Raw genomic sequence first — 26,058 nt, 5'->3', positions numbered from 1 at the left:
CTTTATGTAAATTACCGGTATTTGGGAATCAGCTCCCGAATATCAAAACTCAATTCTTCGCAATTCGTCCCACCCAGCCTGACCGCCGGTTTTGTCTTCCCATGAAAATCACTTCCCACAGTTTGAATTAAATGATATTTCTCAGCAATTTCCCGATAATACCTGATATCATCCTCAGAATGGTAACTGCTGTAAACCTCGATTCCCGTCACGCCGCACTCAACCATATAAGCAATTTTCTCTTCATCCCGTTTCACCATCGCCCCCGGATGTGCGATTACGGAAACGCCTCCTGTGCTGCGGACCAGTTCAATTGCTTCTTCCACAGTTATATAGGACACCGGAATAAATGCCGTCTTTCCCTGCGAACAAAAATCCCAGAAGAAATTTACATAAGGATTGCTGCTCCTGCTTCCGCCCGGATAATATGGCTTCATCAAGGGATTGTTAAAATTGCGCTCATCCTGAAGAGCGACTTCAGCAATGGTCTCGCCGATTACCACTCCGTCACGGGATAATGCCATAACTTTTTCGGGATCAAAGGCGATTCCGGCCTGCAGTAGAAGATCCATGGTCTGTACGGAGTTAGACTGTTTTTGCTTTAATATATAAGTTTCATTATCTGCAAATCTTTGGTCTGTTATATCAATACCATATCCCAGCAAGTGAAGATCCAGCTCTTCACAGATACAATCCAGCTCAATTCCCGGAATTATCTGAATCCCATAGTTTTCCGCCGCTTGTTTCATCTTATCAACGCCGCGCACCGAATTATGATCGGTCAGAGCGGCTGTTTTAATGTGGTTTTCATAACATAATTTTGCTAATTGATCAGGTGTAAATTCACCGTCAAGACTGATGTTGGAATGCATGTGTAAATCGATATCGCTCATGGGTTTGGCTCCTTTCCTCGCAATAGATGGCTTTAGTTTAGTGTAAATGAAAGGGTCTGTCAACAAGCTGGAATGATTTTCAATAGGCAAATGTTCTAATATATGATATAATCAAACATTATGAAGAATTATATTGTATTTGACTTAGAGTGGAACCAGAGTCCACAGGGAAAAGAAGGTTCCATAGAGAACTTTCCATTTGAGATTATTGAGATCGGTGCGGTCAGGCTGGATGAATCATTTCGTGTGCTGGAAGAGTTTCACAGGCTGGTAAAACCACAGGTCTATAAAGAGATGCACTTTATGATATCAGAAGTTACCCATATGGATATCCGGGAACTGAAGGAGCAGGGAGAAGATTTTACCTGTGCAGTGCAGGAATTTTTAGACTGGTGTAAAGACGAACCCATATTTTGTACATGGGGCCCCATGGATCTGACGGAACTGCAGAGAAATATGGTGTATTATGGAATGGAACTTCCATTTCACCTTCCATTATACTATTATGATATTCAGAAATTATACAGTTTAAAATGCGGTTATGGAAAGACCAAAGTTTCATTGGATACGGCGGTGGAAGAGATGGGCATTATGGAAGAGCGGCCGTTTCACCGGGCTTTGGACGATGCCTACTATACCGGAAAAGTGATGGCTCATATGGATTTTTTGGAGCTGGAACCTTATATCTCACTGGATTATTACCGCGTTCCGCAGAGCAAAGAAGAAGAGATCTATCTGGTATTTCCCGACTACTCCAAATACGTATCCAGAACATTTGAAAGCAAGGAAGAGGCTCTGGAAGATAAAGCGGTTACCGATATGATCTGCTATCAGTGCAGACGCATGCTGCGGAAAAAGGTGCGATGGTTTTCCGTAAACCAGAAAGTCTACTTTTGCCTGGCAGTTTGCCCGGAACATGGCTTTTTAAGAGGCAAGATACGCATGAAGAAGACAGATGACGACAGGGTTTATGCGGTTAAGACAATTAAGATTGTCCGGGAAGAGGGCGCACAGCAGGTTATTGAGAAAAAAGAAGAAGTAAGAAAAAAGCGCAATATGAAAAACCGCTTGAGCAAAATAAGAAAAAAGCAACTTTAGCTTGAGAATGCGTAAATCTTTATTTAACTAAGAAACGCCGGAAAGAAGGGGAAACCTGGGCGAGCGGCGGACATTGAGAAAGACAGGGGATTCGGGTTACGCCCCTAAGTGATACTAGACCGCCAAGAGCGGAAAAAGGCAGCGCGGCGCCATTCGCGATGAACTCCTGATGACTTCATCGCTCAAGGGCGCCTCAAATACTGATTCGGAATTCAGTATTTGTCTGCCTTTTTCCACTCTTGCCGGCCAAGTATCACTAAGGGGCTGCACACGATCCCCTGTCTTTCTCAATGTCCGCCGCCCGCCCAGGTTTCCCCTTCTTTCCGGCTGTTGCTTGGCTAGCTAAATAAAAAAGATTTAGTGGATGGAAGAGTAAGTTTTACATCAAGGGTGAAGGCATTTTCGGAAAAGCCTTGAGGATTTAATGTAAAGGGTGAGGTCATTTTGCGAAATGCCTTGACGTTTAAAGTAAAAGGTGAAGTCATTTCTGAAAATCCCTTAACAATTAATGTAGTTGTGGTGCTGCATAAGTACCTAAGCACAAATATTGTTTTTAACCAGGCTAGCGAAAACCAGCCCAGAACCAGGAGGCGGAGCCGGAAGGAAACGCTCAGAGGGGAACCGGACCGGGGAAGCAAGATACGGACAAATGGGATCGTATGGAACCCCTTTAGAACTACTTAGGCCCGTAAGGGCAGAACGAGGCAGGTAAAAACTGATTTCCGTCTCAGTTTTTAAAGCGCCGCTGAGCAGCGAAGTCATAAAGAGTTCACTGCGAATGGCGCTGGCCTGCCTCGTTCTGTCCTTACGGGCCTTAGTAGTTCTTAGGGGCGAATCCCGAATCCCATTTGTCCGTATCTTGCTTCCCCGGTCCGGTTCCCCTCTGAGCGTTTCCTTCCGGCTCCGCCTCCCCATTCCGTGCGTACCCCTTCCGACAACCCCGTTAAATAACAATTTATTCCTTCATTCGGTATCCGACGCCGATTTCTGTGAAAATGTATTTTGGCTCTGCCGGATTGGCCTCCAGTTTTCTTCTGATATGAGCCATATTTACTCTTAAAATCTGGTTGTTGGTATCCGTAAATGGTCCCCAGATTTGTTTTAATATGTAGTCATAAGTGAGTACCTTCCCAGGCTGTTTTGCCAGAAGGCAGATCAGTTTGTATTCAATCTGTGTCAGATGCACTTCTGTTCCGTCCACTGTCACCAGCCGTTTCTCAAAATCGATTACCAGTCCGTCTACGGAGTAGAGATTGGCATTGGCGGAGGCGCCGGCTATGGTGTGCGTATGACGCAGGGCTGTGCGGATTCTTGCCAAAAGCTCAGGAGTGCCAAAGGGTTTTGTAATATAGTCGTCCGCCCCGTGATCCAGAGCGTTGACCTTTTCATTCTCCTGTGTGCGGGCGGATATCACGATGATGGGCATGTTGGAAGACTGGCGGATTCTGCGGATCACTTCCATGCCGTCGATATCCGGAAGTCCAAGATCTAAAAGGATCAGGTCCGGACAGCAGGACGCCGCCAGGGAAAGTCCGTCCGCTCCGGTGTATGCGGTTACGGCTTTATAACCGTTGTTAGCGACCGTAGTTTCGATAAAATTTGAAATATTCTTTTCATCTTCAATAATGAGTACCGTGAGTTTATGTGCCATGTCGACCTCCAATTCAATCATTCGTTTTTGTAAACCATTACTGTCTGTGGTGTTTGTGATTCCGCATCTTTAACCTTCTCAACCTTCTTCCTTCAGCGGCAGTGAAAATACAAATTCTGCGCCTTCCTGATGGTTGCACGCATGGATTTCTCCGTGATGCGCTATGATAATCGTTTTGCAGATGGAAAGCCCGATGCCCATTCCCTTGTGGGAATCGCTGCTGCTGTTTCTGTCTGTATTATATCCGTCAAAGATATTAGAAAGCAAGTCTTCCCGAATGCCCAGACCGTAATCTTTGATGTGGAAATAAACGTGGTCATTGTGGATATCCACATAAAAATCGATGGGTTTTGTGGATTCCGAATGATAAACTGCATTTTCAAGCAGATTGATGATAACCTGTTCAATGAGAGTGGCGTCCATGGGAATCATGATGAAGTCATCGGGGATCTTTACATGAACCTGGGCGTCGGGAAGCCTCTTGCGGAATCTCATCACAGCTTCGGATACCACCTCTTCGAGCGGTTCTTCCGTCTTATTGACCTTCATGTTGTCGTCCTTGATTCTTGTGACGGACAGCAGATTTTCCACCATGTTCAGAAGCCAGTTGGCGTCCTCGCAGATATTGGATACCATTGAATTTTTTTCCTGATCGCTTAAATGTCCGTTGTTTTCCAGATAGGTGGAAGCTGTGCCGATGATGCTGGTTAACGGTGTCCGCAGATCGTGGGAAATCGCCCGCAGAAGATTGGCCCGCATGGTTTCCTTTTCCGCCTCCATGAGCAGCTTTTCACGCTCGTTGATAATCCGGTTCTGCTCCTTGAGGTGGGTGGTTAATGTGCTGGTGGTGCTGGAGATGACCATCATTCCGATAAATGTCATCGGATATCCGTCAATAGTGAAATTAAGCTCCATAAATGGAAATGTAAATACATAGTTTACGCAGATAACGCCCACCAGGGAAGCGATGATTCCCGGAACATAGCCCACCGTATATTTAGCCACAAAGGTGACTGCCAGCATATAAATGATGGCGATTGTGGTGGTGTTCCTACGGGTGAAATAAAAAAAGATGGAAGCGATTATAGTTGCTATAATCAGAAATATTGCGGTAGTAATTGTATTTTTTAGCAAAGTATGCCGGGACATGGAACTCCCCCTAATCTGTATTATTTAGAATATAAGAACTATTCAGAGGGGCATCTTCCTGCATGGTCTGCGGCCATTTACACCCTCTGAACCGTTGAAAAATATTATTTAAAAAACGGGAATTTCTTACGTCGGTGGTTCTTTCGTTTCGTCGTATATGAGGACCGTTTCTGTTCCAGAAGCATATCGAATTCTGTGGCCGAGTAACCGGCGTCTTTAAACCGTTTCAGCCGTTTCTGGCGTCGGATGAGACGGGCCTGTTCCTCTTTCCTTTCCTGATATACCCTGATAACGGCGATGAGCCCGATGATAACAGCCAATACGGCGATCACGGCCAAAACTTTCCATACAACAGATGGAATGGCAAATGTTTTCGGCTCTTTTGCAGGCTTGACATCCGGTTTTGGATCTGTGGCAGCCGGTGTGGTGACCACGATAGGCTGAGTTTCAGGTTCCTGAACTGCCGCTGTGGAAGCCGGTTCAGAGGCGGATTCCTGCGCAGGGGCCGGAGCCGGAGCGGACATCATGGCCCGGTCCACCATCAGATAAGCGGTGCCGACAGATCGGCCGTCATAATTATATAATACCTTGGCGATGGCATTTTCCGGATCTTTTGTTGTGATGTCAAAGCTGATGTCAGACACTGCGTCGGAAAATGCGGCGCTTTTCGGAAGAGTAATCCGGGCGTCCTTATCAATGGAAATGGCATTTAAGTTGCTGCTTGGAAGGCCGGCTATGGTCATATCATTTTCCAATGAAGTGAAAGTGGTTTCGTGCTCCGCAATTCTGAGAGACTGGAAATTCTCAAATCCGAAGTCCAGAAGGGCTTTTGTATCCGCATAATGGGTCTGATGGCCGTTCAGAATAACGGATATCAGCTTCATGTCATCCCTTTGGGCGCATGTGACCAGCGTATTGCCGGCCAGAGAGGTATAACCTGTTTTGCCGCCGATGACTCCGGGATAATAGCGGGAATCATTTTTCTTCAGCATGGAATGATGGGCGTAGATTGTGCGTCCCCCCACATTGCGTTTTGTTTCAGGAATCTCGTAATAGGTGGTGGAATCAATCTCCACAAAAGTCGGATTTTCAAATGCAGCCTTTGAAATCAGTGCCATATCATAGGCGGATGTGTAGTGATCCGGGTCGTTTAAGCCGCTGGGATTGGCAAAATGGGAATCCACACAGCCCAGAGAAGCCGCTTTTTCATTCATCATCACGGCGAAATCCTCCGTCGTGCCCGCCACATGTTCCGCCAGGGCATTGGCCACTTCGTTGGCAGACTGGAGCATGAGGCCGTAGAGACAGTCCCGGACCGACAATTGATCCCCGGTTTCCATGCTCATGTTGCTGCTTCCCGATTCCACGTTGTAGACGGCATTCTGCGAAAACGTGACGGTTTCGTCCAGATCACAGTTTTCGATTACCAGGAGAGCCGTCAGAATCTTTGTGATACTGGCAGGAAAATATGTCTGGTGCATGTTTTTTCCGTAGATCACAGCGCCCGTATTGGCATCGATTACGATTCCGCCCTCAGCTTCAATTGAAACATTTTCCGTCCATTCCGGGGCGGCAAAGGCGGTCAGGGGAAACAGGCCTGCTAAGAGGCACAGGCATAAAAGCATGGTTAAAAATTTCTTCATCTATTATTAATCTCCATTTTATATGATTTTGGGACAAGGTGCCTATTCAACAGTATATGCCATTTTAAGGGACAAGTAAAGAATAAAAAGGCTTTCATATATCGCGCGGGCATGGTTTACCGGCCCTGACGTAATCTATGAAAAGCCTTTTATCTTTCAGTGTTTTTTATTCTTACCGCGAAGTACGAAATACAGGCAGGCCAGGAAGAGCACAATCACGGAAATGCCATAGGTAATGCCGATTCGTGCGGCCGTATCCATAAAAAATGGTTCCGGAACAATGTTGATTAATAAGTCGGTTGCCGGGTCCAGAATCCATAAGTCATTGTTAAAAAAGATGTGGTGGAAAACGATAAAATATTTGCTGAAGTCTGTGGATATTATGCCTGCCAGCACCAGCAGAACTGCGAAAAACAGTCCGGTTCCTATGCACAGGGTCTTTGGCAGAATGCTCTTTGCCCTGCCTTTCAGCAAAAACATGATCACAAGGCTGACGGCAGCGGTCAAAAGACAGATCCGCCGGAGGAGAAGAGCGCCTATGAACAGACCTTTCACATCCTCCATGTGGGCGATTTCGCGCTCATTAAAAAATTCCCTTGGCTGTCCATTTACAACTGTCATTACGTGCAGGTCTTCCCGGTTTCCTCTTAAAAAGGACATCATTTCATGAGTGACGTCTAAAAGGTCGTCCATCTCCATATGCACGTCTTCGGTGACCCCGTATTTGGCATATTCCTTTTCATAAAAGCCGGGGGTCCAGTAGGTGACTGCTTCTACGGAAGTGATCAGCAGTATGATCATCAGGCAGAATGCGGTCAGTATGCCTAAAATATATTGGATTATTTTCATGATTCCTTTTCCTTTCGTTTTTTGGTTGCCGTAGGAAGATTCCAACAGTAGTGGGTGGCCAGAAGCCGGATCAGCACCACCAAAAATGCGCTCACCAGAATTGCGGCGCTGGAATGTGTCCGTTTGAGCAGGAAGGTATAAGCCACGGCTCCGGCGATGGAGGCACAGGCATAAACGTGTTTCCTGAGAACATATGGGGTTTGTCCGGCCATGATGTCGCGGAGAATACCGCCGCCCACGCCGGTTAAAACGCCCAGAAATACGATTAAAAACGTGTAATCCCCATAGCCGCTTTCGATGGCGGTATCGATGCCGACTACGGTAAATGCGCCCAGCCCGACGGCGTCGAAGATATTCATCACCTTTTCATAAGTTTCGATGGAACGGCTGTCCAGAATTTTCTGATTCAGACGGACGATCACAAATAACACGATTACCGTCAGAAAGGCGACGAATACATAGACAGGATTTTTAAACAGATTGGGCGGTATATTTCCGATCAGGATATCCCGCAGCATTCCGCCTCCCACTGCGGTGGTGACGCCAAGTACGATGACGCCTAAAAGATCCAGCTGTTTTTTTATGGCGACCATGGCCCCGGAAGAAGCAAATGCGATGGTGCCGATCATTTCTATCATAAAAAACAGAGTCAGATTTATCTTCATTATAAAGCCCTTCTATCAATATTTTCTTGAGTATACCACAAAGCGGTTGGAATGATAAGAGAATTAAGCGTGCTTCTAGTAGATCTTTACTGTCCAGTCATCAGGTCCGGAGCCCCGTTCATACATAAATTCATTGAGATCAGGGGAATCAAAGACCTCCAGCAGCTCCATAAAGTCATCCACAAGAGGATATTCCCCCAGACGGCTTCGGTCAATCCACATCATCTCACCCTCTTCGGATGAGGTGAGAGTCCCTTCAAAACGGTCAGTTTTAAACAGAAGAACAATGTACCGTTCGTCATCATCTGTCTGGAACTGTTTGATTCCGCACAGTTTGGGCGAGAAAATGGTGAGCCCGGTTTCCTCTTTTATCTCCCGGACCGCTGCCTGGACGAAGGATTCCTGCTTTTCTACGTGGCCGCCGGGGAAGGTATAGCCTTTCCAGTCTTCCTTGACACGGTTTTGAAGGAGAAGTTTATTATTGTCATAGACCATGCACAGCATGGTAACGATAGCTTTTTCACTTTTGGACATATGAGATCACCTTGTGTGTTTATTGGACTTTTAATTATTTACAGATTACACTTTATCATACAGTTATGCGGGAGGCAATCTGAAATTTCAGGGCGGCAGGAAACAAGAGGTGAAGTATGGCGGACAAAACAAAATCCAAGTCCCCAAACCGGACTTGGATTTCGTATGAGTTTAAATTACTCTTCAGGCGGATACAGGCCCTGCATGGTATAGGCCAGCACACTGAATCCTTTAATATATTTAAACCTGCGGGTGCGCTTTTCGCCGGTTCCCATGACATTTTCCTGTTCGTAATCAAAATCTTCAGGATTTTTCAAAATGGCGTCACAGGTTTCAAGCTCGTCGGCCAACACGCTGTTTTCCAGATTGACAATGAAATGGCTGGGAAATACATAGTCATATTCATCCATGCGGGCTACCAGCTTTGCCAGATTATTGCGGAATACGGTGAGATTCTGGTACTGGCCGTTGACAGCTCCGGGCCGGGGGCCGGAAGCGACTCCGGAAACATCACTGCACAAATCGTCGCCCATGAAAATGATCCGGTTTTTCTTGTCTAAGTATCCGGCCATGCCGGGAGCATGGCCGCCAAGCCAGATTAATTCAACCTCGTAGCCGCCGCCCAGATTGAAGATATGGCCGTCGGGCACGCCGATCACTTCGTATTTCTTAAATTTGGGAAGGTCATTTTTGTCAAATTCCAGCCAGATATTATTGCCGTTTTCATCGAAAAGATAGTCCCACATGTGTTCATTCTGTTTCTCAATGATAGGCGCCTCGTATTCGTGGCAGTAGGCGCGTTCAAAGCGGCAGTTGCCATAGGCGTGATCGAAATGGCTGTGGGTGTTTACCACGATGACGGGCATTCCGCCGGTGATCTCGTCCACCAGGGCTTTCATATCACCAAGGCCGAAGGCGGTATCGATCAGCATGGCTTTTTCAGGGCCGATGATCAGATACATCCAGACATCGCCTGCTCCGTCGCAGTTTTGGTTAAACAGTCCGTACATGTTGTCACGGAACTGATAAACTTCGATATAGGGATTGCAGTCGTATACTTTTCTGGTTTTGTCTTTTTCACGGAGCTGTTTCATAAATGCCCAGCTGATTTGATTTTGAGGAGAGCCCCATAGAATCCGTTTTGCTTTGCTTGCGCCATTAATTGGCCACATGTTTCCTTTCATACATTACCTCTGCTTTCTTTAATTATGAGTTATTTATCATGAATAATCTTTATAGTTAAAAAATTGCAAATAAAATTGTCCTGTGATAGAATATTTAAAAGCATCAGACTCTTGAAAGGAGCCTTTGTAAAGATGGATATTATCTCTTACCGCTATTTTATGAGTGTCGCGGAATGCCTTAATTTTTCTGAGGCAGCAGAACGTAATTACATATCGCAATCTTCATTATCTAAAAAGATTATTAATCTTGAAAAAGAACTATCTGTTAATTTGTTTGACCGCCAGCATCATCCAACGTCGCTGACACCGGCCGGAAAGTGTTTATATCAGCATCTTCAGCAGATTGCGCCCTTATATATGGAAACGCTGGAAGATCTGGAAAAATACAGTGAACACAAGACCATATCCTGCTATGTGGTTCCCAAGTCCTATGCGATCCGGAATTCATTAAAGAATTTTAATGATAAAAATCCGGGGATAGAAGTGATCGCTACTATGAGCTCAAACTATGAAACTGAGGTAGAAGAATTTTTGTCAAATGACTATGATTTCGCCATTGTCCATCGTCCGCTGCAGGTGCCTCCTGAGATAAAAACCACATTTTTATATGACGATGAGCTGTATGTTGTTACCGCCAGAAACCATGAGTTTTCCAGCAGAACCAGCATCACCATGGCGGAACTGGACGGACAGACATTTATTGAAAGCTCATTTTCAAAAACCCTTCTGCATGTTCTGGCTAAGAACTATAAATTCCGTCCGGCCAGGGTTTTGCCGAAAGAGGATGTGAATATCACCAGAGAAGAGGTGATTCAGCAGGTCAGCCTGAATATGGGGATCAGCATTTACTGCGGACGTGATATCAGCATGTTCCGTGCTGAAAAATTTACCAATTTAAAACTTCTGGACGCCCCTTCTATTCCGGTTGTGCTGTTGGAAAAGGCCAATCAGCCGGCTACGGAATGGCGCGAAAAATTCCGGCAGTATGCCAAAACGAATATCGAACCGTATGTAGGGCCTAAAGAAGAGTAGCCGATGTCCGGGTAAATTCCACGCATTCCAGCTGAAGGCATCCGCCTGTAACGCAGATTCTTACCGTGTGTTCCATGGCGGGTTCCAGAACCAGCCCTTTGCAGGTGATTGTTCCGGCTGTTTCCTCCAGATGGATGTCGGCGGATGCGTCACCGCAGCTGATATGAACGTCAGTATTGGTCAATGCGCGTGCGGTTATCAGCACATTGCAGGCCGCAGTCACATCCCGGACGGTATAGGATACATAATCACCCATAGATAATTCCAAAACCAGACTTTGCAGAGGATCTCTTGCAAAGTTGGCAGGTTTTGAAAAAGGCATGTCTTTTCTCGGCGGAAGACAGCCTTTTTTTAATACCAGTTTTGTCCTGTCTTCTGTACGGAAATCAAAGGGATTGCCATAGTCCCAATGGCCGGAAAATGAGGCGCCGATGGTTTTGGCGCTGTCATAGGCCGCGGCGGGAACAATCCGTCCGGGACGGCGAAGGATATAATCGTGCTGGTCGGGAACCTGCACGCAATTTTCGAATTTCATATTTTCCAGCATCTCATCAAATATGGCCTGGCATTCTTTATAAGAAGGGCGGGGAGCGCCTTCGTTTAAACAGGCTGTGATCTTTTCCCAGTTCGCCGGAAGGCGGTATTGTACGGGATCGCGGCGCAGATTGCCGTTATTCATCACAGAGGTTTTCCAGGACCAGAGATTATAGCCCATGCCCAGCGCCTGGGCGGCGTCCAGAAGGGATGCGATTTCGATCACATTTCCCCCGCCTTCTCCAAGCCAGACAGGAACGTTTAACCGCAGAGACGGCTCCAGAAATGAGTAGAGAGAACGAATTTCCGGGGACAGCCGGTAATAATGGACATGGATGCACCAGTTACTGCAGACGGGATCGTAGTTGTGGTTAAAGATCTCCATATTGGTTGCGGCTCCTGCTCCTTCCAGTGTGAGCATATGGTTTTTATCAATGATCCGGATTCGTTTGATCAGGCGGTCGTAAAAAGAGGAGAGTACGGGCATTAGAGAAAACCATTGGTGGGAAGCCAGAGGTTCGTTCAACAAGTCATATCCGCCTACAATCCATCTGTTTTTGTAACGGGACGCAATTTTTTCCCAGAGCCGGATGGTGCGTTCCATGCTTTCTTCTTCTAAAAAAAGCCGGGGAACATAGTCGATGCCATCGTCACATTTGATTCCGGACTGACCGCCAGGGGTGGTGTGCAGGTCAAGAATGGCGTACAGCTGATATTGTTCGCACCAGTCCAAGACTTGGTCAAGCATCCGGAAGCTGTCTTCATTCCAGTGGTAACCCGGCTCTTCCGGTAAAAATGCTCTGGCATTGAGAGGAAGGCGGATGGAATTATAGCCATACGAGGCCATGGATCGAATATCCGCTTCTCCGAGATGATTTCTGTACCATTGAGGCCAGAATGAAGCCGCATATTCATTTCCGCACAGCAGGGACAGGCTGGCTTCCATGGAACGGGCGCGGTCAAACCTGCCCGGAGGCTGTGCGGCGTCATCCGCCGACCATGGCCGCGGCGTATCACCGCAGAGAAATCCTTCCGGATTTGTCCAGTTTCCGGCCGCCCATCCTTTCAGCAGAATTTCTTCCCCGCGTCCGTTCTTCATTGCCCGTCCATCTGTATGTAAAAAACCGTAAACTAACGAATATTTAGGTAATATCATGATAAATTCTCCCCCTTAACAGGCATTGTGCATATCTGCTAAAATTAGTATAAAGAATTAAAAAAATGTGTTCAATTCAGATTTAAAAAACACGATATTCCAAAATAGAATAGAACAGAGGAGGATTACGTGTTAGAGTAAAGAAAAGGAGGAGGATTATGGACAGAAAGATATTAAGATCACAGGCGGCGGGTGCTTTCAGGAACAATATTCTGGCGGGAGTTATCCTGCTTTTCTTATATGTGCTGGGCCACAACGGGTTTGGCACAGATGATATGAAGGGGATTTGCTTAATATGGGGGGATGGGTTTGCCATGACCGGAGTGCTTCTCTTAGGAACCGCAGGTATAACATTGCTCAACAGGCTCGGTTATCTGGATTGGGCGTGTTATGGAGTTTATTTATCAGGCGCTCTGTTGTCGCGGAAAAAGAATGAGGATATCTCCAGTTTCTATGAATACCGTACCCTGAGAGAACATAAAAAAGCATCTGTTCTTCCGGCCGTTGGAGTTTCAGCTGTGTGGATTTGCATTGGGCTGCTGTTGAGCATGCTGTATTATCAGGTTTAAGATTTATCGAACAGACTAAAAAATATTAGAAAGAAGGGGATGCCCGGGCTGCCGGGTGTCTCCTTCTTTTTTTGTTGTTGGACGGTTTGCTCGGGATATTCAAACAGCTATTATTCCATTTTGGAATAATTAGGGGCCAAAAGTAAGAATTGAATGTGAAAGTTTAAGTTGATATACTTAAAATACACAAAAAAGTACTGAATTTATCAGATAAAATGGTAAATTTATCTAATTCATTTTTGGAATAAAGAAAACGGGTCAGAAGTGTTAAGTACGGTCTGTCATAGGGGATTATTCAACAGACCTATTTATAAAAAACAAAAACGGAAGGGGTTACAAGGATTATGAAGAAAGTGTTTTTAAGAAAACGGTGGCATAAGGTGGTATGTGCAGCGGCTTTAACATTGGCAGTTGGAACATTAGCTGCATGCGGCGGCGGTTCCGGCAGCAGCGGCAGTGCTCCGGCATTAGCGGAAAGCAAGACGACGGAAGGTGCGGCATCGGCCTCAGCCTCAGGACCTAAGGAATTGACCTTTGTTATCAGCTCAGACGTAGGGGATCTATCTCCATTTGGCGGTGACAGCGGCGGCCGCCACCACACTTACAGGATGATGTATGACTGCCTGTGCGCCAGCAAAGGATTGGGGCAGAGCGTGGAAGATTTACAGGGGCAGATGGCAAAAACAGTTACGGTCGCAGATCCGGTAACCGTGGATGTGGAATTATACGATTATATTCATGACAGTCTGGGAAATGAAATTAAAGCCAGTGATGTTGTATTCAGCTATGAAACAGCTCTTGCCAGCGGAACCATGGAAAAGCTGAAAGGCTACTTGGAAAGTATTACGGCAACCGGGGATTATTCGGTTCAGATCAAATTATCATCCTCTTCCAAAGGCGCTATGGAATGGTGTCTGGACACCGTTCCGATCATCAGCCAGGCGTGGTATGAAGCGGCTTCCGATGCGGACAAGACTTCAAATCCGGCTACGACAGGAGCCTATAAGCTGGTCGAGACAGTGGCCAGTTCACACACCACTTTAGCCAAGGATGAAAACTATTGGCAGACGGATGAATCACTGCGCAGTTATTATGATGCACAGCCATTTGACACAATTACCATCAATGTAATAACAGAATCTGCAATGAGAGTGATCGCATTGGAAAATGGCGAAGCCGATTTAGTACATAATATGCCGGCGAATGAGATCTCCATATTCATGAACGAGGACGGCACCAGCGCGCCGGGATGGAACGTGTATCCTGATGAAAATGGCCGCATGTACATTCTCATGTTTAACAATGACAACAGCGTGTTTGCCGATAACCAGACGCTGCGTCAGGCCGTTTTATATGGTATTGATTTTGAAGCGGTCCGCCAGGGATATGGCAATACTCCGGATAACGGATCTGTATGCGCAGATTTCAGCCCGGATATCGCAAGTGACTTTAACCAGGAATGGAAAAATGAAGACTACTACAATTATAACTTTGATAAAGCAAAAGAATTGATGGCAGAAGCCGGATATCCGGACGGAGGATTTACAGTCCGCCTGATGTACCAGAACAGCACCGCGGCAACTTCAGGTTTAACAGTTGTCCAGGATTATCTGTCCAAACTGGGAATTACCGTGGAATTGACGCCATATGACCAGGCTTTGTTTAACTCCTACAAATATGACGATACAAAATGGGATATTATCGTGGATTCCAAGTCCACATCAGACTATGTCACAAGCGTATGGCAGAACGTATTTGATACCAATGCATTCCAGAACGGAAGCGCATGTTTTACGCATGATGAGAAACTTCAGACCTTGCTTGAAACCGCCAGCGACGTGAGCACTACCAGCAAAGAGGCACTGGATGAATTCCATGACTATCTGAAAGACCAGGCATATGGCGTGGGCATGTTCTGGAACTATGCGTATTACGTAGGACAGGACGGCATCACAAAGATTGAACAGGACGGATTCGGCAATGTCACGCCTAATACGGTTGAGATTTCAGCGGATTACAAGTCGGTAGTCAAGTAAGAGTTCAGCATGCGAAAGAGATAATAATGGGCCGGGAACCTTCGCTTTATAAGGTTCCCAGCCAAAAGTATGAGAGGAATTAATATGAAAAAATATATTCTGAAGCGGGCGCTTCTGATGATTCCCATATTAATCGGCGTAGCAATCCTCATATTTACGCTGATGTATTTTGTGCCGGGCGATCCGGCGGAGATTATTTTAGGAACGACAGCTACGCAGGAACAGGTTCTGGCCATGAGAGACCAGCTGGGACTTAACGAACCCTATATCGTCCGTTTAGGCTCATTTTTGAATAAATTGTTTCTGCACGGCAGTTTTGGCAATTCGTACATATATGGAACGGATGTTGGCGCAGAGCTGATGTCACGTTTCCCGAAAACTTTGATCCTGGCGGCGTTCAGCATTCTTTTATCGGCGCTGATCGGCGTGCCGTTAGGGATTCGGGCGGCCACACATGCAAACCGTGCGGAAGACAGAATCTCCATGTTTATTTCTATGATCGGAGTCTCTATGCCTAACTTCTGGCTGGCTTTGATGCTGGTGCTTTTGTTTTCACTCAATCTGGGATGGCTGCCTTCCAGCGGATGCAAGGGCTGGCAGTATTATATCCTGCCGGTTCTGGCCAATGCGCTGGGCGGCATTGCAGGAATTGCGCGTCTGACCCGGTCCAGCATGTTGGAGGTGATCCGGGCGGATTATGTGACAACAGCCCGCGCTAAAGGCGTTTCCGAACACAATGTTATCTATGAACATGCGCTGCCCAATGCGCTCATCCCCATTATCACAATCTGCGGCGGCCGTTTTGGCGGGCAGTTGGGTGGTACCATGGTGATCGAGACTGTTTTTGCCATCCCCGGCATTGGAGCCTACTTAATCAACAGCATCAATAATCGTGACTACAATGCGGTGCAGGGCAGCGTACTTTATATCGCATTTACATTCAGCGTTGTCATGCTTTTGGTCGATCTGGTTTATGCCTATGTGGACCCTCGTATTAAAGCACAGTATGTTGGTCAGAGCGGACAGAAACGGAAAAAAGTGAAAGAGGTGAAAGCAGATGAGTGAGAATAAATGGGCCGTAAAGCCCAAACCTGAACGGCAGAAAACATATGCGAGAACCGGTTCCGCTCTTTATGTATGGCAGAAAATCATTGAAAATCCTCTGGCATGCTGCAGCGTGATTGTGCTGGCTGTGCTGATCATTCTATCCATTATTTCACCGTTTCTATTAAAATACGACTATTCTTCCATAGACATGACCTGTAAATATATGACGCCTAATGCAGAGCATCTATTCGGCTGCGACGAGCTGGGACGCGATATTCTGGCACGGATTCTTTTCGGAGCCCGCTACACCCTGAGCGTCGGCTTTTTATCGGTGTTCATCTCGGCCACATTGGGAATCGCACTGGGCGCAATTGCCGGATATTTCGGCGGTGTGGCGGATCAGGTGGTCATGAGATTTTTGGATATTATGGCGGCATTTCCCCAGCTGCTTCTGGCTATCGCCATATCGGCAGTTCTGGGAACCGGATTTGATAAATGTATTTACGCTCTCGGCGTATCCGGCATCCCGCATTTTGCCCGTATGATGAGGGCCAACATATTAACCATCCGCGGCCAGGAATTTGTGGAGGCGGCCACGTCTATCAACTGTTCCAAGCTGCGTATTATCGTAAAGCACGTTATACCCAATGCGATCGCTCCGCTGATTGTGGAAGTATCCATGTCGATTGCAGGTGCGGGGCTGGCGGCATCTTCCCTTAGCTTTATCGGTTTAGGGGTTCAGCCTCCGGCGCCGGAATGGGGAGCTATGCTGGCATCTGCCAGAAACTATATCCGTTTATACCCCCATATGATTATGTTCCCCGGTATTTTTATCATGCTGAGCGTATTGAGTTTTAACCTGATCGGCGATTCGATCCGCGACGCGCTTGATCCAAAGCTGAAAGATTAAGAAGGGCAGAATGAAGATGGAAAATAATAATACAAATAAAAGCAAACATTTCCTGTCTGTTAAAGATCTGGTTGTGGAATACCGCAGTGAAGGAAAGACGGTACAGGCGGTGAATCACGTCTCATTTGACTTGGACGAAGGCAAAACCATCGGCCTGGTGGGAGAAACGGGCGCTGGTAAGACATCGATAGCAAAAGCGATTCTGCGCATTCTCCCGGACCATTCCACGAAAAAGACGGCAGGACAGGTTATTTTAGACGGGCAGGACATCATGGCCATACCGGAACAGGAGATGCAGAAACTCCGGGGCCATAAATTGTCCATGATATTTCAGGACCCTATGACAGCGTTAAATCCGGTAAAAACGGTGGCGGATCAGATCGCCGAGGTTGTAAAACTTCATAATCCGGTGACAAAGGTGGAGGCCATGAAGCGGGCAAAGGAAATGCTTCAGATGGTGGGAATCTCCCCGGACCGCGCAGGAGAATATCCTCATCAGTTTTCCGGCGGCATGAAGCAGCGGGTTGTCATCGCCATGGCGTTGGCCTGCGATCCCAAGCTTTTAATCGCAGATGAGCCCACCACGGCGCTGGACGTGACAATCCAGGCGCAGGTGCTGGAGATGATCAACAGCTTAAAGGAAGAGCTTCATACTTCCATGATTATGATTACACACGATCTGGGAGTTGTTGCGGAAACATGTGATACGGTTGCCGTAACTTATGCGGGTGAGATCATCGAATGCGGCACGAAAGAAGACATTTTCGACCATCCCACGCACCCGTATACGGTAGGGCTTTTTAAGGCGCTGCCCAACATGAACACCAACTCAAAGCGTCTGTCTCCAATCGAGGGATTACCGCCGGACCCAACCAATCTGCCTTGCGGCTGCAGCTTTTCACCCAGATGCCCTCTTGCGTCTGATGAATGCCGTCAAGGGGAGATCAGCACAAAAGAAGTTGCTCCGGGACATCTATGCAGATGCATCAAAGCAACGGTTCAGGAGGTATAGACATGGCAGCGTTACTGGAAGTTAAAAATTTAAAGAAATATTTCCCCACCAGCAAGGGTGTGGTTCATGCTGTGGACAACGTCACATTTAATCTGGAAAAAGGGCAGACCATGGGAGTGGTAGGTGAGTCGGGCTGCGGAAAATCCACGCTTGGAAGAACGATAATTCATCTTCAGGGCAGCACGGAAGGCAAGATTATATTTGAAGGAAAAGACGTCACCCATGTGAAGGGAAAAGAGCTGGCAAAACTGCGTGAAAATATGCAGATCATCTTTCAGGACCCTTACTCGTCTTTGAATCCGAGAATGTCTGTTCACGATACAATTGTGGAGCCGCTGATTCTTTCAGGGAAATTTAAAGGGCCGGAGCTGGAAAAAGAAGCCGCCCGGCTGATGGATATGGTGGGAATCGAATCCCGTCTGCGCAATGCATTTCCACATGAGATGGACGGCGGGAGAAGGCAGCGTGTGGGCATAGGACGCGCGCTGGCATTAAGCCCTAAATTCGTAGTCTGTGATGAACCGGTATCGGCTCTGGACGTATCCATCCAGGCCCAGGTGCTCAATCTGCTGATGGATCTGCAGGATGAACTGCAACTGACTTACATGTTTATAACCCATGATTTGTCGGTAGTCCGCCACATTTCCAGCAATATCTGCGTCATGTATCTGGGGCAGCTGGTTGAAACATGTGAGACGGAGGAATTGTTTAAACGCCAGCTTCATCCATATTCTAAGGCGCTTCTGTCCGCGATTCCGTCTACGGACATTCACAGTCAGAAAAAGCGCATCGTCATCAAGGGAGAAATTGTATCCCCTATCGATCCGAAACCCGGCTGCCGTTTTGCGGCAAGGTGTCCGTATGCCTGTGAACTCTGCCATAAACCGCAGGAATTACGGGAAATAACGCCTGGGCATTTTGTATCCTGCTGTCAGGTGGAAAAGATTAATAAATTAAAATAATGGAGGTAGCCGCATGGAAGGATGTATGTGGCCGATTAAAACCGGCAATAAGGCAAAACGATTATTATGGGGGCCGCCTCAGAATCAGATCAGCTGGGCATTTATGAAGGAATTAAGGGAACGTGATAAAACCCAGAAAATATATGACTGCGATCCATATGTAGAAGTATATGAGTTCGAAGAGAATCTTTACGGTTTATTTGCGAATAACTGTGACGGCATGGGAGACGTCTGGATGTATCTGATCATCGGACCGGAAAAGGCCATGCTCATCGATACTGCTTACGGACTGGGCGACACAAAGGCCCTGGTGGACGAGATCACAGGCGGAATGCCGTTAGTGGTTGTAAACACCCATTCAGGTCCGGATCACTGCCTTGGAAACGTGCGCTTTGATAAAGTTTACTGCCATGAATACTGTGAATGGAGTATTAAAAATAAATGTAAACCCCACGCATGGGATTACCTGTTTGATGAAAACGGAAATAATATCTGGCTGGATTTTGACCGCAGGGATCTGCCGGAATACAGGGATTACCAGTTAATACCGGTAAAAAACCATCACATCTTTAATCTGGGCGGTGATTATGACGTGGAATTGGTGTGGATGCCCGGCCATGATTCCGGCCATGCCATGTTCTTAGACCGCAAAGGACGCCATCTCATAGCCGGCGACGATGTGTGCAGCGATGTAATCGGCTGCGGCGGTGGCGGAAGGCCGGAAGATCCGTACCGCAAGTATGCGACCCTGGAAGCTTACAGGAATGAACTGGAAAAATTATGCGAACGCCTGGATGAATTCGATTATATCTACCCGGGGCATTTTATTGTGAAACTGGAAAATCATTTGATGGTGGACATTTTAAACACGCTGAATGCGATTCTGGAAAATCCTCAGGATTACGATTATAAGCAGGAAGAAGTGAGCGGAAACGGGGGGGCTAAAAAAGTCCGGATGTTCAAATACATTCCTGGTTTCAGCACAATTGCCTATAATGAGCAGGGTGTTTATATTCCTAAAGGGTGAGGGCATTTCCGAAAATGCCTTGAGGTTTTAACATAAAGGGTGAAGGCATTTTCGGAAATGCCTTCACCCTTTATGTAAAACCTTGTTAAGTAAAGTATAGAGAAAAGAGAACACATATGGAAGCAACGATAAAAAAGAAACAAGTAGGAAGAAATCTGACAGAAGGCCCTATCTTTTCCACACTTCTGCTTTTCGCAGTTCCCATCATCATAACAAACCTGATCCAGCAGTTATACGGCATGGTGGATCTGATTGTAATCGGACAGTTTGTGGGCAGCACCGGAACGGTAGGCGTTTCTACCGGAGGAGAAATCGCAGATTTAATAACGCCGGTGGCCATGGGCTTTTCTACGGCAGGCCAGATCTTCATAGCACAATTGGCCGGCGCCCGGGAGGAGCAGAGGATCAAAGACACGGTTGGAACACTTTTAACCTTCATGCTCATCTGTTCTGCGGCTCTGGTCGTATTGGCAATCTTATTCTGTAAACCCATACTCCGTCTGCTGAATTGTCCACAGGAAGCTGTTACTCAGGCGGAGGCCTATCTGATTATTACCGCATTTGGATTTCCCTTTATCTTTGGTTACAATGCGGTTGTGGGTATTCTGCGCGGCATGGGAGAGTCGAAAAGGCCGCTGCTCTTTGTGTCTGTGGCGGCAGTGGTGAATATTGTGCTGGATGTGATATTGGTGGCAGTATTTGATATGCAGGCCGCAGGTACGGCGATTGCGACTACCTTTTCACAGTTCGGCTCGTTTTTGGCGGCCTTTATCTATTTGTGGAAGAGAAGAGAAAAATTTGATTTTGAGTTGAAACGGTCTTATTTTACAATGAAGAAAGACATTTTGCTGATTTTGATTAAGCTGGGTATTCCCCAGGTGGTCAGATCCCTGCTGGTCCGTTTTTCCTTGCTGTGGATCAATTCCAATGTTAATGCTTATGGGCTGGCAGTATCCGCTACAAACAGTGTGGGTAATAAAATACAGAAGTTTGCAGAGGTATTTAACCAGGGCGTCGATACCGCATCTGCAGCTATGATCGGTCAGAATCTGGGGGCGAAAAAGCCGGAACGGGCCAGGAAAACCACTTGGTCAACGCTCAGCCTGACTATGATGAGCGCAACTGTTGCCTGTTCCCTGTGCCTGCTTATTCCTCAGCATATATATGGGATGTTTACCGCGGATGAAGCTGTTATATCATTGGGCGTGATCTATCTGCATATTATGATGATCCAGTTTTTTGCATCCGCATTTATAGGTCCGTTTCAGGCCATGGTAACGGGCTGCGGCTTCGTGTCCCTGGGATTTGCGATCGGCATATTGGATGGAGTTGTGTGCAAAATCGGTCTGAGCCTTCTTTTTGTTCATGTAATGAATATGGGATATGTGGGATATTTCTGGGGAATCAGCTGCTCCCGTATTCTTCCCGGGCTGCTGTGTTTTTCTTACTTCATGAGCGGAAAATGGAAAACAAGGCGTTTGCTTTCCGAACGATAAATAAAAGTTTTTAAGACCAGACAAAAAAAGAGGGGCGGGAGAATTGTGGTTCTTTCTTGGCTTTGGATGCGGGGCTGTGCCGGAGGGTTAATATCCCGTGTCCGCCGGGCTTCCTACTCGCCATAAAAATGAACGTGACTGTCGGACACAAAATGCATGTGTTCGCCAGCCACGTTCATTTATTACTCGTTTTATTCAGCTGTTTTTCTCTTTCGTTCTCTTAATCACTTTAAGCCGCGTGAATTCCTCACGTTCCTTCTCCTCCAACGAATTGGTAATGTTCTTAGTAAGATTCTCATAGGTAGGAATCGTGATGTTTTTCAGAGCATTTGCCCTTTTCTGCGTTTTCTTAATATTATTAGCCAGCCGGTAGGCGGAATTCTCAACCATGGAAAGTTTTATGGTCAGCTCTTTTACCTTTTCAAACTTAGCCCGGGCCTCATCTAAAGATTCTCTGGTGCTGTAGTAAGCATAAGTCAGGTCCATGGGCGTGTCTTCGTGCTGGACGAGAGGAATTTCCGTGCCCATGATGCTTCGCGCCTTAATCTTGATTCCATTTTCAATGGGGACGGAGGCGCTGATTTCCTGTACGTAGTTGATGCCCAGCTCGATATTGGCCTTTTGGAGCGCACGGTAGGCTTCCGTAAAGGTCACATCAATCTCAGACTGGATTCCCTTCGCTTCGTCGATCAGGTTCATGAGCTCGCGGATCAGGATATTTCTCTTTTTATCCATCAGGCCGTAGCCCTGCCTAGCCAGAGCCAGAGAGTTTTTAGCCAGTATTAAATTACCTTTGGTAGGAAATGAATTCGGATCCATAAAATCCCCCCTTACTCTTCGGCTGCATGCGGTGTGGTTGGCTTATAATATACATCCAGAACCTTTGTATCTATACGGTCAAGCTCTTCCCGTGGAAGCAGTCCTAACAGTTCCCAGCCGATATCCAGGGTCTCAAGGATGGTGCGGTTTTCGTGCTGAGACTGGCCGATAAAGCGCTGTTCAAATTCCTTGCCGAATACCAGATATTTTTTGTCGATAGGGGACAATTCATCTTCACCGATAACGGATGCCAGAGCTCTCGCATCTCCAACCTTTGCATAGCAGGAGAACAGCTGGTTCGCCACATCCTGATGATCCTTTCTGGTATAGCCTTCTCCGATGCCGTCCTTCATCAGACGGGAAAGAGACGGAAGCACGTTAATCGGAGGATAGATGGACTGTCCCTGAAGCTGACGGTCCAAAACGATTTGCCCTTCCGTGATATAACCGGTAAGATCGGGAATCGGATGGGTGATATCATCATTAGGCATGGTTAAAATGGGGATCTGGGTAACCGATCCGTTGATGCCTTTTACGATCCCGGCCCGTTCATAAATGGTTGCCAGTTCGCTGTAGAGATAGCCGGGGAAACCTTTACGGGAAGGAATCTCTCCTTTGGAAGAAGAAACCTCACGCATTGCCTCGGCAAATGAAGTCATATCCGTCAGGATAACCAGAATATGCATGCTCTTTTCAAATGCCAGATATTCCGCCAGCGTTAAAGCCACTTTTGGAGTGATCAGACGCTCTACAACCGGATCATTTGCCAGGTTGATGAACATAGCTACGTGAGAGGAAACGCCGCTTTCTTCGAATGTACGGCGGAAGAACTCGGCCACGTCGTATTTAACACCCATAGCGGCGAATACGATTGCAAATTCTTCGTCGGAATTTTCCCCTAAAGACGCCTGCTGTACGATCTGTGCCGCCAGCTGGTCGTGAGGAAGTCCGTTTCCTGAGAAGATCGGAAGCTTTTGGCCTCTGATCAGGGTGGTTAAACCGTCGATGGCCGAGATTCCGGTACGGATATAGTTACGTGGATATTCACGGGTAACCGGGTTCAGCGGCTGTCCGTTTACATCCAGCATCTTTTCCGCTTTAATCTCTCCAAGGCCGTCGATGGGGGTGCCGATACCATTAAAGGTACGGCCTAACATATCTTCGGATACGCCGATTTCCATAGGGTGTCCAGTCAGGCGGGTATGGGTGTTTCGAAGCGCCATTCCCTCTGTTCCTTCAAATACCTGGATTACGGCTTTATCATCATAAATCTCAACAATACGGCCCAGCTTCTTTTCATTGCCGGCCACAGTCATCTCAACTATTTCATCAAATGCGGCTCCCTGTACGCCTTCCAGCACTACCAGGGGTCCGTTAATTGCGCTTAAACCTAAATATTCAATTGCCATTTTAAACTTCTCCCTTCTGGTTATGCGTTGCGTTCAATTACGTCTTCATAGAATTTATCGATGGCTTTTTTATAATCATCCAGCATATCGAGCCTGTCGTTGGGGACGTCATACTTGATGGAAATAATCTTATCAAAGATGGGATCTTCCTTTAATACGGACATTGGCATTCCCATGGAAATCAGGGAACGGGATCTCTTGTACAGATAGAGAATTACGTCCATCATCTTAAACTGCTTTTCAAGAGGAACGCAGGTGTCGTCCTTGTGGAAGGCATTCTGCTGTAAGAAGCCTACACGGATTACTTTTGCAATCTCCAGAATCAGCTTCTGGTCATCCGGAAGAACATCGCTTCCGATCAGTTTAACGATCTCCATCAATCCGCTTTCCTGGGTCAGAATATAAACCATCTGGTTGCGGTAATCAATAAATTTCTTATCCACATGTTCGGTATACCAGGAAGACAGATCGGACAGATACTCCGAGTAGCTGGTCAGCCACTGAATCGCCGGGAAATGTCTGGCATAGGCAAGGGCTTTATCAAGCCCCCAGAAACAGCGGACGAAACGTTTTGTATTCTGTGTAACCGGCTCTGAGAAGTCGCCGCCCTGTGGGGAAACGGCTCCGATGATGGTAACAGAACCCTCTGTGCCGTTTAAATTCTGCATCATGCCCGCCCGCTCATAAAATGCGGAAAGCCTGGATGCCAGATACGCCGGGAACCCTTCCTCGGCAGGCATCTCTTCCAAACGACCTGAGATCTCACGGAGAGCCTCGGCCCAACGGGAGGTGGAGTCGGCCATGATGGCCACATCATATCCCATATCCCTATAGTACTCAGCCAGCGTCAAACCGGAGTAAAGGCTGGCTTCGCGGGCTGCCACCGGCATGTTGGAGGTATTGGCGATCAGCGTGGTGCGGTCCATCAGAGGATTGCCTGATTTGGGATCGATCAATTCGCTGAATTCTTCCAGAACCTGCGTCATCTCGTTACCTCGCTCGCCGCATCCGATGTAGATGATGATGTCTGCGTCGGACCATTTGGCAATCTGATGCTGGGTCATGGTTTTTCCGGTTCCGAAACCGCCGGGAACCGCAGCGGTGCCGCCTTTTGCCAATGGGAACAGGGTGTCCAGAATTCTCTGGCCTGTGATCAGCGGGACGGTGGCAGGATAACGTTTTGCAGTAGGCCTTGGAACACGGATCGGCCATTTCTGAATCATATTGATCTCTTTTTCCGTGCCGTCGGGCAGTTGGAGAGTGATTAAGGTATCCGTTATTTTATACTTTCCGTTGGAAACGGTTTTTAACACAAAGCCTTCCGTATCAGGCGGAAGCATAACTTTGTGTACGATGGCCGGAGTTTCGGGAACTTCCGCTATAATAGCGCCCGGAAACAGCCGGTCGCCTTCTTTTACTATGATTTTGGTATCCCATAACTTCTCCATATCCAGAGAATCCACGGAAACACCGCGGCTGATGTACATGCCGCTGGTCCGGGCGATTTCGCTTAACGGGCGTTCGATACCGTCAAATATGTTGTCCAGGATGCCGGGCGCCAGGGTTACGGAAACGGGAGAACCTGTTCCTGTTACCAGCTCGCCGGGCTTAATGCCTGAAGTTTCTTCGTATACTTCGATGGTGGTGTCCTTGGAGGTCAGGCCGATCACTTCGCCGACCAGATTCTGATTTCCTACATATACCATCTCATGCATCTGGAACCCTACGTCGCCTTTGATGTGGACGATGGGGCCGTTAATGCCGTAGATTTTACCAGTTTTAGCCATGGATCTTACCTCCGAAATCGAATTTGAAATTCTGCTTCACTTCTTCAAGCTTTGCCTGGAAGGAATTGTCAATCAAGATATTCTTAGAGGGGATAACCGCCCTGGTGCCGCCCATGAAGGAATACTCGCTGACCTTGATGTTCATATTCTGATGGAAGGCGATGCGCCGCACCTTATCCTCATCCACAGGATCCATGTAAATGATTAATTCCTCGTCTCCGGCCACCTTTTTCGCATAGGCCACCTGAGATTCCAGCAGTTTTTGATATTCCGGAGTATCCATATAATGTTCCAGCATATCCTTCACTTCAACCAGCAGTTTATCCTTTAATTCGTCATTTTTATGACCGAGAGTACGCTTGATGTTAATTTGTTCAATGGAAAGCTTTTTGTTGATCTCGCGCTCAATCTTTTCGGTTTCCGATTGAAGCTGCATCTGGGCATGACGTTTGGCATCTTCCTGATGCTCGGCAAATGTCTGTTCCAGAGCGCTCATATATTCATCCAACATCTTTGCACTTCTGTTTCTGGCATCTTCCATGCAAAAGCTTTGAAAATGCTCTAATTTCTCCTCAGTAGTCAAGACGTTCACCTTC

The 26,058-nt window shown here is 47.0% G+C and carries 23 protein-coding genes; 10 read left to right on the top strand and 13 right to left on the bottom strand.

Annotated elements, in window-relative coordinates; all coding sequences use genetic code 11:
• Positions 1 to 11: 11 nt before the first annotated feature.
• Complete coding sequence (locus C0033_RS13115) at positions 12 to 893, bottom strand: PHP domain-containing protein (RefSeq protein ID WP_103228330.1); 882 nt, start codon at positions 891 to 893, stop codon at positions 12 to 14.
• A 120-nt stretch (positions 894 to 1,013) separates the two neighbouring features.
• Here C0033_RS13115 and C0033_RS13110 point away from each other — a divergent pair, with 120 nt between their 5' ends.
• Complete coding sequence (locus tag C0033_RS13110) at positions 1,014 to 1,991, top strand: 3'-5' exonuclease (RefSeq protein ID WP_103228329.1); 978 nt, start codon at positions 1,014 to 1,016, stop codon at positions 1,989 to 1,991.
• Between the two features lie 955 nt (positions 1,992 to 2,946).
• On the opposite strand, the gene C0033_RS13105 is transcribed toward C0033_RS13110, so the two are convergent.
• The 7 genes from C0033_RS13105 to C0033_RS13075 form a co-directional block, all read right to left on the bottom strand.
• A complete protein-coding gene (locus C0033_RS13105) occupies positions 2,947 to 3,642 on the bottom strand; it encodes a response regulator transcription factor (RefSeq protein WP_103228328.1) in 696 nt (231 codons plus the stop codon).
• Between the two features lie 78 nt (positions 3,643 to 3,720).
• On the bottom strand, positions 3,721 to 4,791 hold the full coding sequence (locus C0033_RS13100; RefSeq protein ID WP_103228327.1) for a DUF4118 domain-containing protein: 1,071 nt from the start codon (positions 4,789 to 4,791) through the stop codon (positions 3,721 to 3,723).
• A 104-nt stretch (positions 4,792 to 4,895) separates the two neighbouring features.
• Entirely contained in the window at positions 4,896 to 6,434 is a 1,539-nt protein-coding gene (locus tag C0033_RS13095) for a serine hydrolase (protein WP_103228326.1), read from the bottom strand.
• Between the two features lie 156 nt (positions 6,435 to 6,590).
• Positions 6,591 to 7,283 carry a TIGR01906 family membrane protein gene (locus C0033_RS13090; protein ID WP_103228325.1) on the bottom strand — a complete coding sequence of 231 codons (693 nt, stop codon included), beginning with the start codon at positions 7,281 to 7,283 and terminating at the stop codon, positions 6,591 to 6,593.
• Complete coding sequence (locus tag C0033_RS13085; protein WP_103228324.1) at positions 7,280 to 7,948, bottom strand: trimeric intracellular cation channel family protein; 669 nt, start codon at positions 7,946 to 7,948, stop codon at positions 7,280 to 7,282. Before C0033_RS13085 ends, C0033_RS13090 begins: the two co-directional genes overlap by 4 nt.
• Positions 7,949 to 8,023: 75 nt before the next feature.
• Positions 8,024 to 8,482, bottom strand: coding sequence for an 8-oxo-dGTP diphosphatase (locus tag C0033_RS13080; protein WP_103228323.1), 459 nt, complete (start codon positions 8,480 to 8,482; stop codon positions 8,024 to 8,026).
• Between the two features lie 176 nt (positions 8,483 to 8,658).
• Positions 8,659 to 9,654, bottom strand: coding sequence for an MBL fold metallo-hydrolase (locus C0033_RS13075; protein WP_180994725.1), 996 nt, complete (start codon positions 9,652 to 9,654; stop codon positions 8,659 to 8,661).
• Positions 9,655 to 9,798: 144 nt separating this feature from the next.
• Between C0033_RS13075 and C0033_RS13070 the strand changes: the two genes are divergently transcribed.
• Positions 9,799 to 10,698, top strand: coding sequence for a LysR family transcriptional regulator (locus C0033_RS13070; protein ID WP_103228321.1), 900 nt, complete (start codon positions 9,799 to 9,801; stop codon positions 10,696 to 10,698).
• Here C0033_RS13070 and C0033_RS13065 read toward each other — a convergent pair.
• A complete protein-coding gene (locus C0033_RS13065) occupies positions 10,685 to 12,388 on the bottom strand; it encodes a cellulase family glycosylhydrolase (RefSeq protein ID WP_103228320.1) in 1,704 nt (567 codons plus the stop codon). The two genes, C0033_RS13070 and C0033_RS13065, sit on opposite strands and share 14 nt — an antisense overlap.
• Before the next feature lie 158 nt (positions 12,389 to 12,546).
• Between C0033_RS13065 and C0033_RS13060 the strand changes: the two genes are divergently transcribed.
• From C0033_RS13060 to C0033_RS13025, 8 genes are all read left to right on the top strand, one after another.
• On the top strand, positions 12,547 to 12,957 hold the full coding sequence (locus C0033_RS13060) for a DUF3899 domain-containing protein (RefSeq protein WP_103228319.1): 411 nt from the start codon (positions 12,547 to 12,549) through the stop codon (positions 12,955 to 12,957).
• Positions 12,958 to 13,301: 344 nt separating this feature from the next.
• Positions 13,302 to 14,993: an ABC transporter substrate-binding protein gene (locus C0033_RS13055; protein WP_103228318.1), complete on the top strand. Its 1,692-nt coding sequence runs from the start codon at positions 13,302 to 13,304 to the stop codon at positions 14,991 to 14,993.
• Between the two features lie 84 nt (positions 14,994 to 15,077).
• A complete protein-coding gene (locus tag C0033_RS13050) occupies positions 15,078 to 16,058 on the top strand; it encodes an ABC transporter permease (protein ID WP_103228317.1) in 981 nt (326 codons plus the stop codon).
• On the top strand, positions 16,051 to 16,950 hold the full coding sequence (locus C0033_RS13045; protein WP_103228316.1) for an ABC transporter permease: 900 nt from the start codon (positions 16,051 to 16,053) through the stop codon (positions 16,948 to 16,950). The genes C0033_RS13050 and C0033_RS13045 overlap by 8 nt, the downstream gene beginning before the upstream one ends.
• Positions 16,951 to 16,966: 16 nt before the next feature.
• Positions 16,967 to 17,962: an ABC transporter ATP-binding protein gene (locus tag C0033_RS13040; protein ID WP_103228432.1), complete on the top strand. Its 996-nt coding sequence runs from the start codon at positions 16,967 to 16,969 to the stop codon at positions 17,960 to 17,962.
• A gap of 2 nt (positions 17,963 to 17,964) precedes the next feature.
• A complete protein-coding gene (locus C0033_RS13035; protein ID WP_103228315.1) occupies positions 17,965 to 18,924 on the top strand; it encodes an oligopeptide/dipeptide ABC transporter ATP-binding protein in 960 nt (319 codons plus the stop codon).
• A 13-nt stretch (positions 18,925 to 18,937) separates the two neighbouring features.
• The gene (locus tag C0033_RS13030; RefSeq protein ID WP_103228314.1) at positions 18,938 to 19,951 is read left to right on the top strand and encodes an MBL fold metallo-hydrolase; all 1,014 of its coding nucleotides are present in this window, start codon (positions 18,938 to 18,940) and stop codon (positions 19,949 to 19,951) included.
• 116 nt (positions 19,952 to 20,067) lie between these two features.
• Entirely contained in the window at positions 20,068 to 21,447 is a 1,380-nt protein-coding gene (locus tag C0033_RS13025) for an MATE family efflux transporter (RefSeq protein ID WP_103228313.1), read from the top strand.
• A gap of 195 nt (positions 21,448 to 21,642) precedes the next feature.
• On the opposite strand, the gene C0033_RS13020 is transcribed toward C0033_RS13025, so the two are convergent.
• Genes C0033_RS13020 through C0033_RS13005 form a run of 4 tightly spaced genes read right to left on the bottom strand, consistent with a single transcriptional unit; the run spans position 21,643 to position 26,054 of the window.
• The gene (locus C0033_RS13020) at positions 21,643 to 22,266 is read right to left on the bottom strand and encodes a V-type ATP synthase subunit D (RefSeq protein WP_103228312.1); all 624 of its coding nucleotides are present in this window, start codon (positions 22,264 to 22,266) and stop codon (positions 21,643 to 21,645) included.
• Positions 22,267 to 22,277: 11 nt separating this feature from the next.
• Positions 22,278 to 23,675 (bottom strand): V-type ATP synthase subunit B, encoded by a 1,398-nt coding sequence (locus C0033_RS13015; protein ID WP_103228311.1) that lies wholly within the window; start codon positions 23,673 to 23,675, stop codon positions 22,278 to 22,280.
• A 20-nt stretch (positions 23,676 to 23,695) separates the two neighbouring features.
• Positions 23,696 to 25,462: a V-type ATP synthase subunit A gene (locus C0033_RS13010; protein WP_103228310.1), complete on the bottom strand. Its 1,767-nt coding sequence runs from the start codon at positions 25,460 to 25,462 to the stop codon at positions 23,696 to 23,698.
• Positions 25,455 to 26,054, bottom strand: a complete 600-nt coding sequence (locus C0033_RS13005) for a V-type ATP synthase subunit E (protein WP_347501109.1) — start codon at positions 26,052 to 26,054, stop codon at positions 25,455 to 25,457. The genes C0033_RS13010 and C0033_RS13005 overlap by 8 nt, the downstream gene beginning before the upstream one ends.
• Positions 26,055 to 26,058 lie beyond the last annotated feature (4 nt).

The sequence above is a fragment of the Clostridium sp. chh4-2 genome (assembly GCF_002899675.1).
GTDB lineage: Bacteria > Bacillota > Clostridia > Lachnospirales > Lachnospiraceae > CHH4-2.
The sequence above is the reverse complement of the archived record's forward strand: the minus strand, read 5'-3'. Positions and strand labels throughout refer to the sequence as shown.